At 36.3% G+C, this 18,696-nt stretch carries 17 protein-coding genes; 5 read left to right on the top strand and 12 right to left on the bottom strand.

What is annotated here, in order from left to right:
- Positions 1 to 122: 122 nt before the first annotated feature.
- From MHB65_RS04050 to MHB65_RS04040, 3 genes are all read right to left on the bottom strand, one after another.
- Positions 123 to 1,025: a chemotaxis protein gene (locus MHB65_RS04050; RefSeq protein ID WP_205441546.1), complete on the bottom strand. Its 903-nt coding sequence runs from the start codon at positions 1,023 to 1,025 to the stop codon at positions 123 to 125.
- A gap of 65 nt (positions 1,026 to 1,090) precedes the next feature.
- Entirely contained in the window at positions 1,091 to 2,413 is a 1,323-nt protein-coding gene (locus MHB65_RS04045; protein WP_342442572.1) for an MFS transporter, read from the bottom strand.
- A 654-nt stretch (positions 2,414 to 3,067) separates the two neighbouring features.
- The gene (locus MHB65_RS04040; protein WP_016992449.1) at positions 3,068 to 3,388 is read right to left on the bottom strand and encodes a helix-turn-helix domain-containing protein; all 321 of its coding nucleotides are present in this window, start codon (positions 3,386 to 3,388) and stop codon (positions 3,068 to 3,070) included.
- 156 nt (positions 3,389 to 3,544) lie between these two features.
- Between MHB65_RS04040 and MHB65_RS04035 the strand changes: the two genes are divergently transcribed.
- Entirely contained in the window at positions 3,545 to 3,937 is a 393-nt protein-coding gene (locus MHB65_RS04035) for a DoxX family protein (RefSeq protein WP_342442571.1), read from the top strand.
- Between the two features lie 67 nt (positions 3,938 to 4,004).
- Here MHB65_RS04035 and MHB65_RS04030 read toward each other — a convergent pair whose 3' ends face one another.
- From MHB65_RS04030 to MHB65_RS04020, 3 genes are all read right to left on the bottom strand, one after another.
- A complete protein-coding gene (locus tag MHB65_RS04030) occupies positions 4,005 to 4,871 on the bottom strand; it encodes an NAD(P)-dependent oxidoreductase (protein ID WP_342442570.1) in 867 nt (288 codons plus the stop codon).
- Between the two features lie 298 nt (positions 4,872 to 5,169).
- Complete coding sequence (locus MHB65_RS04025; protein WP_004224595.1) at positions 5,170 to 5,346, bottom strand: aspartyl-phosphate phosphatase Spo0E family protein; 177 nt, start codon at positions 5,344 to 5,346, stop codon at positions 5,170 to 5,172.
- A 92-nt stretch (positions 5,347 to 5,438) separates the two neighbouring features.
- Entirely contained in the window at positions 5,439 to 5,627 is a 189-nt protein-coding gene (locus MHB65_RS04020) for a hypothetical protein (RefSeq protein ID WP_205441536.1), read from the bottom strand.
- Positions 5,628 to 5,750: 123 nt separating this feature from the next.
- Between MHB65_RS04020 and MHB65_RS04015 the strand changes: the two genes are divergently transcribed.
- The 3 genes from MHB65_RS04015 to MHB65_RS04005 all read left to right on the top strand — a co-directional run bounded on the left by MHB65_RS04015 (position 5,751) and on the right by MHB65_RS04005 (position 7,390).
- Positions 5,751 to 5,939, top strand: a complete 189-nt coding sequence (locus MHB65_RS04015; RefSeq protein WP_004224583.1) for a DUF2187 family protein — start codon at positions 5,751 to 5,753, stop codon at positions 5,937 to 5,939.
- A 79-nt stretch (positions 5,940 to 6,018) separates the two neighbouring features.
- Entirely contained in the window at positions 6,019 to 6,636 is a 618-nt protein-coding gene (locus MHB65_RS04010) for a type II CAAX endopeptidase family protein (protein ID WP_205441534.1), read from the top strand.
- 61 nt (positions 6,637 to 6,697) lie between these two features.
- Entirely contained in the window at positions 6,698 to 7,390 is a 693-nt protein-coding gene (locus MHB65_RS04005) for a hypothetical protein (protein ID WP_342442569.1), read from the top strand.
- Between the two features lie 83 nt (positions 7,391 to 7,473).
- On the opposite strand, the gene MHB65_RS04000 is transcribed toward MHB65_RS04005, so the two are convergent.
- On the bottom strand, positions 7,474 to 7,920 hold the full coding sequence (locus MHB65_RS04000; RefSeq protein ID WP_342442568.1) for a MarR family transcriptional regulator: 447 nt from the start codon (positions 7,918 to 7,920) through the stop codon (positions 7,474 to 7,476).
- A gap of 122 nt (positions 7,921 to 8,042) precedes the next feature.
- The gene (locus tag MHB65_RS03995) at positions 8,043 to 9,410 is read right to left on the bottom strand and encodes an ATP-binding protein (RefSeq protein WP_342442567.1); all 1,368 of its coding nucleotides are present in this window, start codon (positions 9,408 to 9,410) and stop codon (positions 8,043 to 8,045) included.
- A 310-nt stretch (positions 9,411 to 9,720) separates the two neighbouring features.
- Between MHB65_RS03995 and MHB65_RS03990 the strand changes: the two genes are divergently transcribed.
- On the top strand, positions 9,721 to 11,460 hold the full coding sequence (locus MHB65_RS03990) for a B12-binding domain-containing radical SAM protein (protein WP_342442566.1): 1,740 nt from the start codon (positions 9,721 to 9,723) through the stop codon (positions 11,458 to 11,460).
- A 340-nt stretch (positions 11,461 to 11,800) separates the two neighbouring features.
- On the opposite strand, the gene MHB65_RS03985 is transcribed toward MHB65_RS03990, so the two are convergent.
- The 4 genes from MHB65_RS03985 to MHB65_RS03970 all read right to left on the bottom strand — a co-directional run bounded on the left by MHB65_RS03985 (position 11,801) and on the right by MHB65_RS03970 (position 18,508).
- A complete protein-coding gene (locus MHB65_RS03985; RefSeq protein ID WP_205441516.1) occupies positions 11,801 to 13,156 on the bottom strand; it encodes a potassium transporter TrkG in 1,356 nt (451 codons plus the stop codon).
- 111 nt (positions 13,157 to 13,267) lie between these two features.
- Positions 13,268 to 14,023: a TerC family protein gene (locus MHB65_RS03980; RefSeq protein WP_205441514.1), complete on the bottom strand. Its 756-nt coding sequence runs from the start codon at positions 14,021 to 14,023 to the stop codon at positions 13,268 to 13,270.
- Between the two features lie 326 nt (positions 14,024 to 14,349).
- A complete protein-coding gene (locus tag MHB65_RS03975; protein WP_342442565.1) occupies positions 14,350 to 15,435 on the bottom strand; it encodes an SDR family oxidoreductase in 1,086 nt (361 codons plus the stop codon).
- A 19-nt stretch (positions 15,436 to 15,454) separates the two neighbouring features.
- The gene (locus tag MHB65_RS03970; RefSeq protein WP_342442564.1) at positions 15,455 to 18,508 is read right to left on the bottom strand and encodes an efflux RND transporter permease subunit; all 3,054 of its coding nucleotides are present in this window, start codon (positions 18,506 to 18,508) and stop codon (positions 15,455 to 15,457) included.
- Between the last annotated feature and the right edge of the window lie 188 nt (positions 18,509 to 18,696).

Genomic DNA, 18,696 nt, shown 5'->3' with positions numbered 1-18,696 from the left:
TATTTGGACATATACAAAAAAGTCGGACCCTCTTAATTAAGGCATCCGACTTTACTTTCATTTATTTATACTTGCAGGATACCCATTATTAAAATTGTGAAGTATCATGTAAGCCATGGTGTTTACAGAATAAGTTGGTCAACACGTAAAATGAGCTCTGCAATTTCTGGCTTACTTATTTGATCCTCTGCCCCTACTTGATCACCTTTGTGACGAAGATCATCCGTAATTAGACTTGAGAAAATGATGACAGGAAGCTTTTGAAGATCGGGATGCTCTTTGATTTTTCGTGTTAAATGGTGGCCGTCCATTTGCGGCATTTCAATATCAGTTACCACCAATTGAATATGCTCAGCTATATCACTACCACTATTTGCAATTCCCTCTAAGTATTCATAAGCATCGCGACCATTTTCAAAGAATTCAACGTTGTCATAACCAGCTTCACTCATCGTGTCGAATAGTAATTTACGTAATAACGGTGAATCTTCTGCAATTAAAATTCGCTTTCCAGATCGCTCACGTTTGCCGAGCTTTTTAACAGATTCTACACTAATACCTGAAGCAGGATTGATGTCCACCATAATTCTTTCGAAATCTAGTAATAGAATCATTTGTTCATTCTGTTTAATCACACCAATTACTTGTGATGTTCCTCCTTGATACATATCCGAAGGCTTTTCGATTTGATTCCAAGAAATACGATGGATTTGTGTTACATTATCTACATGGAAAACGACACGTTGTTTATTAAATTCTGCCACAATATATTTTTGTTGTGGATTACGCTCAGCACCTTGAATCCCTAATACTCGTAGCATATCTACAACAGGTAATACCTCACCTCGTAATTGAATGATTCCTTCTACATGCGGGTGCGCGTGTGGGATAAATGTTACTGGGATCGGTTGAATAATTTCTTTTACTTTAATCACATTGATACCGAATTTATTGTTTGCTACTTCAAATTCAACGATCTCTAGCTCATTTGTGCCACTTTCTAATAATATTCCTTTATGTTCCAATGCAACCCCGCTCCTTTCTCTACATCTGTTTATAATTCAATTGTATCATAGGCAATACATTTCTCCTACTTGCTATTTCCATTTTTATCATTAACTTTTAGATGTACCAATAGACCAACTACAGTCATAACAATCAATGTTGATAAAGCTACGCGACTAGCAAGAGTACCATAATCCTTCATCCACAATGTAACGGTTCCATATACTGCTGGTCCGATAATGGATGACACTTTACCTGAAAAGGCAAATAAGCCAAAAAATTGTCCACGTTTCTCGTTTGGTGATAATTCAATAATATATGTCCTAGATGTTACCCACATTGATCCAAGAGATATACCAAATAGACTACCAGCAAGCCAGAACATCCATTGTGCTGTGGCAAAAACAGCGAATACCAACGCAACAATCATAATAAGCGAAACAATCGTTATAGCACGTTTAGCTCCTATTGATTTCGTAATATAACCAAATGCAAGGGAACCAATTATTGTGGACACCGTAGATACCAAGTAAAGAACGATAAATTGCCCAGAACTAAAGCCAACAATTGTTGTCGCATAAACAGCCATCATGGCAATCGTTGTAGCAATGGCATCATTTAAAAAGAAATAAGCAATCATAAAGGTAAAGATTGCTTTATATTGCTTCATCTCTTTAAATGTTTGAATGATTTCTTTATAACCATCTAAAAACTTTAAGGATTTCCGCTGTGATTTTGGAATCGGTGTATCTTTATTAATTAAGAATAATGGCAATGAAAAGAGTAAATACAGGATGGCCGTTGGAATAAATGCTCGATGAAAATCGCTATTACCAACATACAAATAAACAAGTAATCCAAAAAGTGTACCAAGATAGCCGATGGCAACACCATACCCTGAGATAAGCGGCATCTCTTCTTTTGTCCCTAAATCTCCCATCATGGAATCGTAAAATACTAAACTTGAATTAAAGAAAAATTTTGCTATAACAAAACTTGCAACTACCAAAAACAAACTAAGAGGCACACCAGAGTAATTGACATTGGTTTGTACATTCGCAAATATGCCCATCATAAACGTAAACAGAATAGATATGGATGCAAACCATACAATAAATCTCTTTTTATAACCTGTGTTATCAATCCAAACACCGAAAAGTGGTGAAAAGATAACGAGTAACAAGCTTGCAATGGCATTTGCATAGGATATAAAGGTGCTCGCAACTTGTTGCATGACTTCATTCGTTCCTAAAACCTCATCCATGTAAAACGGGAAAAATATTGTATTTATATTTGAAGAAAAAATTGTATTCGCAAAATCATAAAATGCCCATGAAAGTATCGGCAAAGATAAATAAATGGCTAATTGACTTCGATGTTGTACGTCTATTGCTGTACTCTTCTTCATAAAACCCTCCCCTCCATTCTCTATAATAATCAATTAATTTCTCTCTGTAATAAAAAATACCTTTTTTTAAAGAAAATTAATATTATTTACAATATAACAGTAATTTCACTGAAAAATAACTGCCAAATGGTCGATACTTGAACACTCGTTTCCCATCGTTTTCCGTGTAAATCAAAAAAAGGTGGTTGATTTCCGTTCCGCCAGCGTCCTTTCCAGGGGGCGTCCGATGAGCCGCTTCACTCACTTGCGTTCGCTCCAGGGTCTCACCTGTAACGCTAAAATCCCCTAGGAGTGACGCTGGCTCCGCTCCAATCAACCATTCTGTAAAAGTGTCTTCTCCTGAACAAAATAGCCCATTATTTATATGATTAGAGAGAGGATAGGCTCTTATTTCAATGTGTAATGACACCCCCCTCCATAAAGAGGAGTGAACACCTTCACATTATTTGAAAACCTTTGCTAAAAAAATTACATTTTGGGGGGGTGAAGCGGAAGGCTACTTGACTCTCGTGGGATAGCGAGATAGGCGAGCCCTTGTATGGAGCAGTAGCTTGCAACGGAAATCCATTTTCACCTTTCACAAAAATTCTAATGATTATTTATTTTTCAACACGATAAAAAGGTATTCAAGCCCCTCGCTTGAATACCTTTTTATCATTCTATATCTATCGTCACCCATTCAGAGGACCATTGTTCAATGGCTTTTAGCACAGGTGCAATAGCATAACCTTTTTCCGTAAGTTCATACTCAATGACGACTGGCGTGGATGGAATTACTGTACGTAGCACAATTTGCTCAGTCTCTAACTCCTTTAAACGTTCCGTTAATACACGACTACTAATATTCAGCTGATTTTTAATGGTTGAATACCTTTGTGGACCATCCAGTAGCTGATAAATAAGTAGGGTATTCCACCGATGATTTAATATCATGAGTGCTTTTTCAAAACGTGGACAAATATTTTTTTGATCCAAATGACTAACCCCCTTTTGTAATTAGTTCCTATTTAACAGTATATCACTTTTTTTAAAAAACCTGTTCTAAAAAAACATTAAGTTACTTGACAAAAGTTATTTTTAAAAATAAACTAAGTTACGAATTGTAAGTAAAAGAAAAGGAGTTACTCTATTATGCAAACTATTGGTTCAACTATTTTACGTGTCGTTCTAGGCATTATTTTTGCCGTGCATGGTTTTCAAAAATTCCAAGGCGGTATCAGCTATACAGCTGACTTCTTTGATAGTCTAGGTATACCAGGATTTATGGCGTATATCGTGGCGATTATTGAATTAGTCGGTGGAATTGCTATTATTTTAGGTTTAGCAACAAGAATTTTTGGTGCTTTACTAACCATTACAATGATCGTGGCTATCTTTACAGCAAAGCTTAGTATCGGCTTTATCGGAGCTGATGGATTGGCTGGTTATGAATTAGATTTAGCTTTAGGAGCCATCGCTCTTTACTTTGCTTTAGCAGGAGCATCTAGCTTCTCCTTAGATTCTCAACTTTTTGGTAAAGAGTAAATAAAAAAACCCGAAGTCTCCCATTTATAAGGGGGCTTCAGGTTTCTATCCATAATTGAATCGTTAACTATTTATAATACTTTAAGAGTGCTTGTGTACCATTATCACCATAGCCTTCTGCGATTAATTTCTCATACATTTCATAGGCTAACGCTAGTCCAGGTAATGTGATGCCCATTCTGTTTGACTCATCTAAAGCTATTTTCATATCCTTTACAAAATGTTTAATATAAAAGCCTGGTGTAAAATCTTCTTTCATCATGCGTGGGGCCAAATTACTTAAAGACCATGACCCTGCTGCACCTGACGATATCGATTGTAATACGGTAGGTAAATCCAATCCTGCTTTTAGTCCATAAGCTAATGATTCACACACCCCAATCATACCAGAAGCAATGACAATTTGATTGCACATCTTTGTATGCTGCCCTGCACCTGCTTCACCTTGATAAACTATATTTCCTCCAAATTGCTTCATAATTGGCAATACCTTGTCATATGTATCATGATCGCCACCAATCATGATAGACAAAGTACCATTTTGTGCACCAATATCGCCACCAGAAACAGGGGCATCTAAAGCCTCAACACCGATCGATTGAGCATGCTTATAAATTTTAATTGCTAAGGATGGCTCTGAAGTTGTCATATCAATGACAATGTTGCCTTGTTCAGCTGTTTGGAAAAGGCCATTTTCCCCAAAATATACTTCCTCTACATCTGAAGGATAGCCTACCATTGTAAAGGCAATTTCATGATTTCTAAATGCTTCCGCAGGCGAGCTTGCCCATGACGCCCCTAAAGCAACAAGAGGCTCTGCTTTTTCTTTCGTACGCGTATAGACGGTTACTTCATGACCATTTTTTAATAAATGCTTAATGATACTAGCACCCATTACACCAGTTCCAATAAATGCAATACGTTTCTTTGTCATATGTACATGCTCCTTTGTTTTAGAATGTATGCACTCTCAGTGAGAGTTCAACTCTATATCTTTTCAGTTTAGGTGAATGAATGAAATAATTCAAACTCTTCCCACAACTTGTACTAAAATTTATATGTAAGGCATATATACCGAATAAGCAAAAAAAAGAGAGCAAGTGATTGGGGGATCACTGCTCTAAAGGGGGAAATGAGAATGTTGCTGTGTTCATAGTAAGTTATTCCCCATTGAAATGCATTTTAAACATATATGTTAAAATGTTTTTACCCTGAATACTGGAACAATCTTTTTAGTCTTCTTGGTCTTTTTCTTCTTCAAATGCCATCTGTCTATAATAAGTATTCATTAACTGATCTAATCTGCGACTCAGTTGAATGGTTTTTGCATTTTGCAACCCGTTTTCTACACCTGAGCGAATCATCATCTCACGAGTTTGTTCCATTTGTTTCAAGAGTAGATTGACCATTCATACAACCCTCCACACACAAATAATCATACCATTATTATACATTTATATTTCATTTCTTACAGCATTAACTTACGACAATGTTCGACAAATTAACTTCTTGGAATTTCAGTATAAGTATAGATAATCCGTCCATTTTGCTTGGCCTCACCTCTGAAATGTTTAAATAATGGATGCCTTACAAGTATTTCGCGAAATTCGTAAAATTCTTCCTTTTGAATTTCAATACTTTCTCTTTCCCCATTTTGTAATTGTTTAAGCATATTTTCGTATTTTTCCATTTACTTTATTCCTCTCTTTTCATTATTTGTGTAATAAATTATGAATTATTTAAAAAAAGCTTTACGTTTACCAATTTTTCATGCAAACTGTATATTATTAGTCGATGAAGGAGCTGACTGTCTGTGAAAATAGCTGAAGTTGGAAATATTATCGAGTTTAAAAATGGTCTCCAAGGTATTGTAGAAAAGGTAAATGAAAATTCGGTGATTGTTAATTTAACATATATGGAGAATTTTGATTCCCTAGAAATTGAAGAGAAAACGGTCGTCAATCATAAACGTTATAAAATTTTATATACTAATGAAGCTTAATAGTCTGAATAGTCCCTTTTTGTCTTAATAGATGATAAGGGACTATTTTTTTGATAAGATTAAGGTATGGAGGTCGAATATGCTAACAAATTCGAAACAAACAATACTATTTCTCCTTTCTTTATTATTCGTTTATGGCATGCTTGCTTTTACCTTTGCTAACCAAGCGGTATTTTGGTACATGTATGCATTCACTCTACTAGTATGTATTGCCATTGCCATCTTAGCTGGCTCCATTGAAGATCAATTACCTACATGGCAATTTTTACTCTTTGGTATTGGATACGGTACCATCACATATGGTATTATTCGCTTCGGTTACTGGCTCGCTCCATATATTAATAATAACTTAGTACAATCCGTTCAAAAATTTTTAGCAAGCTATGGACCACAAAATATTTGGCACTATGTTTTACTCGTATTTATCGTTGCCATAGGTGAAGAATTATTTTGGCGTGGTTATATCCAACAGCAGTTAAAACGCTTTATGCGCCCAACGTTGGCTGTCATAGTTACCGCAGTATTATGTGCTATATCAATTGCCCTAAGCGGATTCATGCTTGGTGTCATTGCCGCACTTGTAACAAGCATTATTTGGGGCTTCTTATATGAATGGCGTAAAAGTATGCCACTTGTTATTGTAGCTCATGTCGTTTTTGTACTATTATTATTTTTAGTGTTGCCTTTAACATCATAACATTAAAATTTGGAAACATTTTATCTTTACTGACGTTTAATTTAGAAAAGGAGGGTTTTTTATGCAAAAAAAATTAGTTTCTATTCTTGCATTATTACTAGCAGCCATATTAGTTGTAGGTTGTAATACATCTGATAAAACAGGGGATTCAGATGCTCAACAAAATGAGCCATCTAATACTGGTGCCGATCAAAAACCATCTGGAGATGATACAGCAGGTGAATCAAATGAGGAAGAAGAAGATACTCCTGCATCAAATGATACAAATACAGAGGATACTTCTAAACAGCCACAACAGGATGTGAAATACGTCCAAAATGGTGTAGATAAAACAGAAAAGGCAACTGAATCAGCAAGTGTTAATCAAAGCTATAAACTACAACAGCTTCCTGGTTTTACACTGACACAAGAAGAGCCTGGTAAAGACATGTTAGTGTCAAATGATGATGATGAAGTGTTTATGCGTATTGAGACGATTGAAGCTTCACAATCGAGCTTTGAAGAAGTAAAAACAACTATGCAAGATTATATGAATGCTGTGGGTGATACAGTAGCATTAACTGCTGATGAATTAGCTGCATTCAAAGATATTCAAAATATCGAGGGTTATGTTGTAGACTACGATACTGAGAAAGTAATTGGGGTTGTTCTTGAAAAAGATGGTCTCATTACAAAATTAACAATTCATGATAATGATGAACAAGATTTAACAGATGCTATGCTTAATATGGCAGCAACTATATCTAAAAAATAATAAAATGCTAAGGACGATAGACATGGTCTATCGTCCTTCCCTTTCTACAAAAAAAGTTGTCTCAAATCAATGAGACAACTTTTTTAATAAGATAAATCCTTTATAGAAAGGCCTATTTTCTTCAACAACATAATAGCTTGTTCTTTTTCTTCTGGTGAAAGCACACTCATTAATTCATGCAAATGCTGTTCGTGTTTTGGGAACAGCTCTCCCATAAATGCTTCACCTTCTGGGGTGATTTCTGCATACGTAACACGACGATCAGCAGGACAAGATACTCGTAATAAGTAACCTCTCTTCTCCAGCTTGTCAATGACATACGTAATAGACCCACTGGCTAACAAAATTTTATTGCCAATTTGCTGTAATGGCTGTCTTCCTTTATGATAGAGAAGCTCTAGAACAGCAAATTCAGTTGGGTTTAAACCATTATCCTGAAATAATTGATGTGTTGTCTCATTAATTGATTTTAGTGCACGTGATAATACAATATATAATTTTAAAGATTGTTTTAGATCTTCTGACGGCATATTCTTTTCCTCTCACTTCGCTCTTTATACATGACATTATAGCGACATTAGAAAAGCATTGTCAAAAGCAATATACGATTTAGAAGGTTTTGTTGCTCATTATGCAACCATTTTTACTCTCTTTATGTTACTAAATAAGCAGAATCTTTTGTGGATACTTCCATTGTATCCATCTGATTAAATGTGTAAATTGGAAACTGCAGATGGAAGCATGTCCCCTTCTGTAATTCGCTACTAACGCCTATTACACCTTCATGCTCTTCAATCACCTTTTTCACGAAAGCAAGGCCCAGTCCTGTCCCTGTTGATTTTGTCGTGTAAAAAGGCTGGAATAGGTTTTGAAGTGTCGTGCTGTCCATGCCAACACCTTCATCTTTTATCATAAGTTCGACAATCGCACAGTCAATCGTTGCCATTTCGACGGTAATCGTACCGCCATTATTCATGGATTCCATTGCATTTTTGATCAGGTTCATCAGCACTTGCTTTAATCGATTCTCGCTGCCGCCAATATATACTTGATTAGAAGTAGAAATATACTGAATCATAATATTTTTCATAAGTGCATCTGGTAGCATAAACTCAATGACTTGCTTTACAATATGATCCAGTTCCAATAATTCCACTTTCATCGTTGTTGGCTTGGACAATACTAAAAGTTCGGATAAGATTTGTTCCATCCGTTGAAGCTCACTGTCAATAACAGAGAGATACATGCGTGATTCATCATCAGCATTCAACTTTAGTAATTCCGTAAAACCTTTTAAAGAAGTTAATGGGTTACGAATTTCATGCGCAATACTCGCAGCCATCTGTCCAACAACATTTAATGCTTGCTGATGCTCGACTTTATGCTGAAGTTGCTTTTTCTCTGTTTCATCATTAATAACAGTGACAATAATATTATTGTATTCATCAAAGATACTGGAAATTTCATAATAGCAAGTTCTGCTCACTTGTGTTTCATCGACTACATGAATGCTTGCATGTTTTTCACCCATTAGTTTAGATAGGTAGGATGTAATTTGTCCTTTTTTCAATGTAAATGAATCGAATATATGTTGATGCGCTTTATGAAGGAGCTGCGAATTTTCAACTTTCAGAAACATTTCTGCATATTTATTAAGCCCAAGAATAATACCGCTAGCGTCACTAACAATGACAGCATAAGGTAAGTAATCATAGGCATTAAAAGATTGCGCTCTCTCATGTGCTTGACTAACATATAATTTATGAGCAACATCATCATTTAATGTTGAAATTTGCGCAACGATTTCTTCTGTATTGGGATCGTAAAAACATTTGAAAGATAACATTTCGTAGTCATTTCCAACTGTGCGAATATTGAAAATTTCTTCTGAACGTAAATCATTTTGTAACTGTTTGACGAACTTAGTCCATTTAAAATTAGATGGCTCGTCCATAGCTAAATAGCCAATATACGTTAAATTAAGATTAAAAAGTTTGATAGCAGCCTCATTGACGTTCAAAATTTTCCCTGCTTTATTGAGTATAAGTGTTGGTGACGAAGTACTTTTCATAAGATTTCCAAAACATTGATTAATATCATTTTGCTTCAACTTTCTCACCGAACCTTTCAAAAGAGTAAAAAACCTCTAAATCGAATTTTGAGTCTTTACTATACTTTATGACCGCACGATTCTATTATTACAAAATTTAGTAAATTTAAGTATTTTAAATTATTTCACGAACCGTTCACAAAATAAATAGGTAAAATGAATTATATTGTATGTCAGATACTTGACTGCTACAATAGGATGTTGAAAGGAAGATTATTGCATGAATACTATTTTAACTACTTTAAATGCAAAGTATATTCACACAAATTTAGCATTGCGCTATTTAAAAGGCGCAGCTTTACCGGAGTTTAACCCAATTATAGCAGAGTATACTATTAAAGATCCTGCTTTTAATATTGTATCAGATTTATTCCAAAAAAAACCTGATATTGTTGGATTTAGTTGCTATATTTGGAACATCGAAGAAACGATTCACGTTATTAAAATGTTAAAAACGGTCTGTCCAAATGTTAAAATTTTGCTCGGGGGGCCTGAGGTTTCTTATGATTCTCACCATTGGTTACGTCGAATACCTGAGGTAGACTTCATTGTGATGGGTGAAGGAGAAACTTCATTTAAACAATTACTGCGCTACTTCCATGGTGACATATTACTGGAAGATGTTCCTGGTATCTGTTATTTAGAGGGCGAGAAAGTCAAGATTCACGCTATGCCACCTAAAATTGATTTGCGTGAATTACCAAGTCCTTTTCGTTTCGAGGAGGATCTTCCCTATCTAGGTAAACGAATTCAATATATTGAAACAAGTCGAGGCTGCCCATTTAGCTGCCAATTTTGTTTATCTTCTATTGAAGTGGGCGTCCGATACTTCAACCGTGAAAAAATAAAAGAGGATATTCGTTTCTTAATGGATAACGGAGCTCGAACAATTAAATTCGTGGATCGTACCTTCAATATCAGTCGTAGCTATGCTATGGAAATGTTCCAATTTTTAATTGATGAACACAAACCTGGCGTTGTGTTCCAATTTGAAATCACGGCCGATATTATGCGTCCGGAAGTAATTCAATTCTTAAATGACAATGCACCAAAAGGTTTGTTCCGTTTCGAAATAGGTGTTCAATCGACGAACGATTTAACAAATACTCTTGTGAAACGTCGTCAAAACTTTGAAAAACTAAAGCGAACCGTAACAATGGTGAAAGATGGCGGAAAAATAGATCAACATTTAGATTTAATTGCTGGATTGCCAGAGGAAGATTATGCAAGCTTCCGTCAAACATTTAATGATGTTTTTGCAATGCGGCCAGAGGAATTACAGCTTGGATTTTTAAAGCTTTTACGCGGTACTGGTCTTCGATTAGAAGCTGAAAAGTTTGGCTATACCTATGTGGATCTATCTCCTTACGAAATCTTTTCAAATAATGTTCTAACATTTGATGATATCGTTCGCATTAAACATGCTGAGGATGTGCTTGAGAAGTATTGGAATGATCACCGTATGGATCATACGATTGAATACTTAGTGACAGAGGTCTTTGATACACCATTTGATTTCTTCCAGAATTTCGGGACGTATTGGGAAACAAAAGGCTGGTCTCGTATTGGCCATCAGCTGGAAGATTTATTCCGCCGTTTATTAATGTTTTTAGAAACTATTGAAGATGTGAATTTAAACATTGTCCAGAGTTTAATGCAGCTTGATTATTTAATGGCTCAGCAGTTCCAACCACGGAAGCTATGGTGGAATGAACGTCCAACAGAAGACCAACAAAAGGCCCTTTATCATGCCTTACGAGAAAATCCAGCTATCGCTGGTGAGGAATTTGCTAACTTTAAGTTATCTGAAAAAGAGTTGTTTAAGCATACCTTGATCATCCCCCATTCTCTTGACTATCAAGATTTCATAAATGGCAAAATTGTACCAAAAAATGGCTATCTGTTAACCTATTTCCGTCACGGTCAAGCGCCCTATTTTGCAACAATCTACTCTAAATAATAAGAAAAGCTAGTCCTGTAATAATTATCAGGACTAGCTTTTTTTCTTACTTAAAACATTCTTAAATCCTCAAAGTAACAATAAAGACTGTAAAATTTGTTCTTTCTCCATATCATTCGTTCCGTTAGTTAAGTATTCATAGCTAGCCTTATCAATATAGGCTAAATTACTTAAACAAAAACTGTTAAATCTTTGTAAAAATACCCAAAAAATGAATTGTTCAATCAGGAAAAATAATTTTAAATTTTTTGAATATTTTATGACAACTTCATGTTTTTATACTTTTTATGGAGTATATGATGGGATGATTTCCTATTAAGCATCATATACTCCTTAAGATTTACCCTATAATTACTCGTTCCTTTGGATAGTGGAAGCCTGATTTTTTACCTCTTCCTCCACCCCCAAGTGTGTAAAGGAATGAAATTAATCCAACTCGACCAATAAACATTAAAATAATGATAATGATTTTACCAATCACTGATAAATCGGATGTTATTCCTAACGACATCCCACATGTACCGAACGCTGATGTGATTTCAAAAATAATCTGAATAAGGGATGCTTGTGGCTCTGTTATAAGCAAGATAAGGGTTGCAACTAACACCATGAAAAAGGCTAATAAAATAACGACAAATGACCTGAAAACATCAATTAAATGAATTTCTCGACCAAATACTTGAATATCCTCTCTTCCCCTAGCAAAGGTAATTAAGAATAAAATGGCCAAGGCAAAAGTTGTGGTACGAATCCCTCCACCAACTGAACTTGGTGAAGAACCGATGAACATCAGGAAGCTCATAAATATATCGGTTGCTTCGCTAAATGTCGTGACATCATAAGTTGTCAATCCAGCCGATCTTGTTGATACGGAATGGAACATCGCTGAAAATAGTGCTTCATGCCAAGACATTTCCTTAAAAGAATGGAAAGATTCAAGGAGTAAAATGACAAGCGCACCAACTATAAATAAAATGGCGTATGTTGAAGTAGTAATTTTAGTAAACAAACTAAAACGAAAATTCTCGCGTCGATTAAGTAAGAAAGTCTTCAATTCAATTAATACTGGAAAGCCGATAGCTCCTAATACGATCAGTACCATGGTAACCATTTGTACAAAATAATCATCATGGAATGGGAGTAAGCTCATTCCCGTAATATCGAAACCACCATTTGTTGTAGCAGAAATAGAAGCAAAAATTCCATGTAAAAAGGCTTCTTCTAATGTATCAAAGTAATTGGTAAAATGTAGCGTTAAAATAATCGTACCTGCTAATTCAATGCCAAATAAAATTTTTAAAATTTCGCGGATTAATTTAACAACACCAGAGACACTGTACTGGTTATGATCTATCATGATTAACTGGCGCTCACGCATGCCAATTTTTTTCCCAACTAGCAACCACACAAAGGTACCAAGTGACATAATACCAATGGCGCCTAACTGTAAAATAACAAGAATCATTATAAGCCCAAAGGTCGTATAAGTTTCCGAAATATTAATCGTCGTTAACCCCGTGACACTTACTGCACTGACTGCCGTAAACAAACTATCTAAAAAAGAAACTTTTACACCTTCTTGATGAACGCCTGGAAGCCGTAGTAACAGGAAGGAAATCGCTATCGCTATAAAATAATAAGAAACAAGTACCTGAAATGGTGTGACTAGTTTATTTGATGATTTTTTCCAAGGCACTTTAACAACTCCTCCCACATATGATGCCCAACTAGATAGATTATAGTATAGAAAAAATACATAAAAAAAGAAAGAGGAATAGTGATAACTATTCCCCTAACGTTCATGTACTTATTTTTTATTTCGAACACCGACTAAATAGCCTGCAAATGCAATACCTACTAGGACAATCCAGAAGGTTAACTCCCATGCAGTGGAATGTGGAAATTCCTTAGGTAATATCCCTACCTTTTCATGAGCCAATGTTAAGACAACCAGCTTCACACCTACCCAGCCAACGATTAGAAATGCCGCTGTTTCAAGTGAAGGATAATCATTTAATATTTTTACAAACCATTGTGCTGCAAAACGCATCATAATAACGCCGATAAATCCACCAAGGAGCATCACAATAAACTGCCCGCCATTGATACCGCCAATATCAAATCCGCCTAAGTGTGGCAAAGTTACAGCAATTGCAACGGCTGCCAGCATCGAATCAATAGCAAAAGCAATATCTGCCGCTTCTACCTTTAGGACGGTTAACCAGAAACCAGAACCCTTTTTTCCAGCTTTTTCAGTTTGTTCTTCTTCTTCATCCTTATGTTTACGCAAATCATATATATTTTTCGCAGACATAAACAATAGATAAGCAGCACCAACTGCTTGTATTTGCCAATAATTTACCAATACCGTAATAACAAACAGCGCGGAGAATCGGAAAATTAGTGCCCCAAATAGTCCATAAAATAACGCCTTTTTTTGCTGCTCTTGTGGTAAATGCTTGACCATAACAGCCATTACTACCGCGTTATCAGCTGCAAGTAACCCCTCTAATACAACTAGGACAATTAATACCCAGCCATATTGTAATAAAATTGCTTCCATTCTAGTGCCTCCTCTAAGCTCTATATACCCACTATGACCATTTCATCCAAGTACAAAAAGAAAAAAACCCCTGCCCTAATTCAGGCAAAGGTCTCGCTAAGTAAATTCATACCTTATTTTCTTTAAGGTACATTAATCTACACGTCATACGTATAGAGCCATTCACTATCACACCCGATGGTAAGTACCATGTCTTGACGAATGTGAAACCAGGTAAAGTTAATTGCCTGTTAGCTACTCCCCTTTGACAAATTGTCGAAGGTATCTTCTTTCAAATATTATAGCACTATCATTTACAGCTGACAAAAATATCTATATGTTTTTCTTTACTTAATCTGAATTTGATAGCTCTTATCTTCTTTATGTGCTAAATAAAACTCAATCATTCTTGGCATCGTCTGTATAAAATCAGGACATGTAATATCGCCTTTTTGTAAAATATGATGTGCTTCAGTCGTGTCAAATGTGGCATTCCATGTTAAATAATCTAATGTTTCTTGTTCGACACCTAATTTTTTCCGAATAAAAGGAAGCTGTAATGATAGTTTCGCCAATATAAATGGTAAACGTCCTTTTGGATAAGAGTTCGTAACTAGTTTCACCATTGTACGGTATACTTCCTGTACAGGGTGAGGATTTGGATCAGTTAAATGAAGTGTCTTCCCTTCTGCACCCTGCTCGTTTACCAGAAAAGTAGAGGCATTTAAAATATAATCGACTGGCACTACATTAATCGTCGATGTAGATTGACCAATATACGGAATAAAAGGTAAACCCTTTAAACGTTCCACTAAGTTTAAAAAGAAATAAGGGCCATCAAATTTAATGGTTTCACCCGTTTCGGAATGCCCCCGCACAATTCCAGGTCTAATAATCGTCAATGGTAATTCTGATTTTAAATCCTCCACTCGAAGCTCAGCCTCATATTTTGTTTCCTCATAGTGGTTTTTAAATGCTTTAGGTCGGATCAATTCATTTTCACGCAGTAGTCCCTCTCGTATACCAGCCACATAGGCAGTACTAAAATACATATAGCGTTGTAAATTTGGTAAGGTGCGGACAAAATCATTCACCATTGTTGTCCCATGAACATTTACTTTCCACGCAATATCACGTGGCACAGCTAAATCATAGATTGCGGCTAAATGCCAAAGCACTTCGATTTGCGGTACAATTTCTTTGAGGGTTTGATTGTCTAATCCCAGATTTGGTAGTGTAATATCGCCCTCCACGATACGAATCGAACAGTCAGGAAACTCCTCTATCAGTTTGTTTTTTTCCTTTTGTGCCTTGATGATTTCACCTGTCAACACGATTGCAATCACTTGTTGCGTCTGTTTCTTTTGGAATAATGCTCGAATTAGTTGACTCGAAATGAAACCAGGAAAACCAGTAAAAAAATGAACCTTCATCTTTCTTTCCCCCTTGAATCTAGCGCATCTTTCTTGTTTCTTTATCCATTAAACTGTAGATAATCGGTACAATATACAGCGTTAGTAATGTTGAAGTCACAAGCCCTCCGATTACAGCAATTCCCATTGGTTGGTTCATCTCTGTTCCTTCTCCAATGCCAAGTGCGAGTGGTAATAGCCCTAAAATAGTCGTTAACGCTGTCATTAAAATTGGACGTAGACGATCTTGGCTAGCGAGTAAAATTGCCTCATAAGCTGGCATACCCATTGCCTTTTGCTGATTAATATAATCGACAAGTACGATGCCGTTATTCACGACAATTCCAACAAGCACTAAAATACCAATAACAGAGGTCACACCAATTAAAGTATGTGTTGCGAACATAGCGATCGCCACACCAATGATCATTAATGGGACAGTAAACATGATAACAAATGGATATTTAAATGACTCAAATTGAGCCGCCATCACAATATAAACAAGCACGATTGCTAGCATCACTGCTAATAGCATATCATCGATTGCACTATCATAAAGCTCTCGATCCCCACTGAACACAACTTGAGTGGTAGGTGGCAAATTGACATGTTCTAATGCTTTATCTACTTTTGCAGAAATTCCTCCCAACGATTCCTTTGTTTCATAATCTACAAAAAAGGCCACTGCTGCTGCTTGATCAGAACGACGAATGGATACGGGACCCTCTTGTATAGATACAGTAGCCACTTCCTCTAATTTTACAAATAAGCCTGCTGGCGAACGAAGCTGCATAGCTTTTAGCGCATCTATACTAGTATTAAATGTCTGTCCATAGCCTGTATAAACGGGTAATACTGCGCCGTCCTCAGTAATTAATTGGGACGTTAATTGACCTTTTGTCATTTGATTCACGGTTTGAGCGATTTGTGCTGGAACAAAACCGTAGTCTTTTGCTTTTTCTCGATTAACCTCAATTTGAATCTCTTGAACAGTATTATCTAAATCTGTAGAGACATTTGTGACTTGCTGAATCGCTAGAAGTTCCTGCTGCACTTTCTTAACAGTCTGCTGTAGCCTTTGTTCATCTGAGTCTGTTAAGCGGAATGTTAAGGTGTGTGGTGACGAGCCTGTAGCTGTTGATACATTCAAAGTAATTTCTGCTTGCTCTCCAAGCTCTCCCTGTATATCTTGTTCTAGCTCTTCCACAAATTCGAAAATGGAACGTTGCCTTTCTGCTAATGGCACAAGTTTTACATACATTTCAGCTTGGTTGGCGCTAGTTTGTCCACGTGCCTGAGATTGTTGTGTACCGCCAATTAAACTAACATAAACATCCACATCTTTTTCCTGTTTCAAACGTTCCTCAATTTGCTTAACAATCTTTTCTGTTTCCGATACAGCAACACCTTTTTCAAGATTGACACTTATAGAAGTGAAGCCCTCATCGGTAGGCGGTAAAAACTCAGTACCTATTCGAGTCAGCCCAAATAAAGATAGACTAAAGCAAACTACTGTGAAAATTAGTATGAGCATTCGATGCTTTAATACCCAGACAATTGAATTTTTGTAATGCCGATAAAATTTGGACTTACTGCGTTCTACATAAAAATTACTGTTTTTCATTTTTAAAAGTCGACTTGCTAGCATCGGCACGACCGTCAACGCCACTACTAGAGATGCAATTAAGCTGAACGAGATTGTTAAGGCGAACTCTGTAAAAATTTGACCAATCAATCCTTCGATGAACATGACAGGAATGAATACTGCTATTGTTGTTAAAGTGGAGGCTGTAATCGCAAGGGCTACTTCCTTTGTTCCTTCCTTTGCTGCAGTAATGGGGTCCTTTTCTAATCCTAAGTGTCTTTCTATATTCTCAATAACGACTATGGCATTATCCACAAGCATACCAATTCCAAGTGCTAAAGCTCCTAATGTCATAATATTGAGGGAAAAATTCGCAAAAAACATCAACACAAATGTCACAATAACCGAATAAGGAATGGCAACACCAATGATGATCGGACTCTTTACACTACGTAAAAAAACAAATAGGATGAACATCGCAAATAATCCACCTAATAGTAAGGAAGAGCCGATGTTGCTAATTGCTAAATCTACATAATTACCTTGATCAACAAGAATATCTGCTGTGATTCCTTTATACTGTTCTTTTTTTAGTAATGCCTCTAAGGCCTTCTGAAACTCCTTCGAAACCTCTGCCGTATTTGCACCAGATTCCTGTAAAACAGACATAAGGACTGCTGGATGCTCATTAGCACGTGTTGTTGTAAGAGATTGTTGTTCTGTCCTCTCGACGGTTGCAAGATCACCAACGGTTAGCAATTCGCCCGTTAAAGGGTTCACCGAAACAATTAAATCGGCTATGCTTTCAGGTGATGATAATGTACTCACAATACGTGTTGATAGCATTTTGCCATCATCTGTTGAAACAGGCTCACCAGGTAGCGACACATTATTCGCTTGAACTATTTGCATCACATCTGTTTGTGTCAAGCCTTTTTCAACTAACTTTGCTTCGTCTAATGTTATTTGGATCTCTTCAATCAATTTGCCAGAAACATTCACACTGGCAACACCCTCTGTCCGTAGCAGCTCTTTCTCTAAGTGCTCAGCTAATAAACGTACATCTACTTGATTATTTTCCGCACGTAAAGACAGCTGAATAATGGGAAATTGAGACGGATCGAATTTTAGAAAACTAGGCTTGCCAGCATCATGAGGCAGTGGGGTCATATCAATTCGCTGTAAAATATCGAGTTGGACCACTTCCATATTAGTGGACCAGTTGAACTCAAGCACAATTAAATTGGAGCCTTCTTGTGAGGTTGATTGGATTTTCTTGATGCCAGGTAAGGTGGCAAGTGTAGCCTCTAATGGCTTCGTTATCTTCTCATTTACCTCCGTCGGGTTTGCCCCAGGATATGAGGTGACAACCACACCAATAGGAGGATTTAACTCTGGAATCAATGTAATCGGTATTTTTAATAATGAGACACCGCCTAGTATGATGACAAAAAGCATAGTAACAATCGTAAAGACGGGTCTTTTAATGGAAAAATGACTAATATTCATATAAAAACAAACTCCTTTTTCTACCTCTTCCTTTCTATGATAGCCGAAAAGGATATTATTTTATAAATAAGCTAGGCTCCCTTTAGCGAAATACTATCCTTAAAAGAAACTTACATTTCCTAATAATGTATATATTCTACAAACAGTGTCAATTTTCCTTGCAAAAAAACACGAATCGCAAAATTGTC

Origin of the sequence: Lysinibacillus sp. FSL K6-0075 (genome assembly GCF_038592945.1) — a bacterium.
GTDB classification, from domain to species: Bacteria; Bacillota; Bacilli; order Bacillales_A; family Planococcaceae; genus Lysinibacillus; species Lysinibacillus fusiformis_F.
Note: the sequence above shows the minus strand (reverse complement) of the source record. Positions and strands in the feature narration are given on the sequence as shown.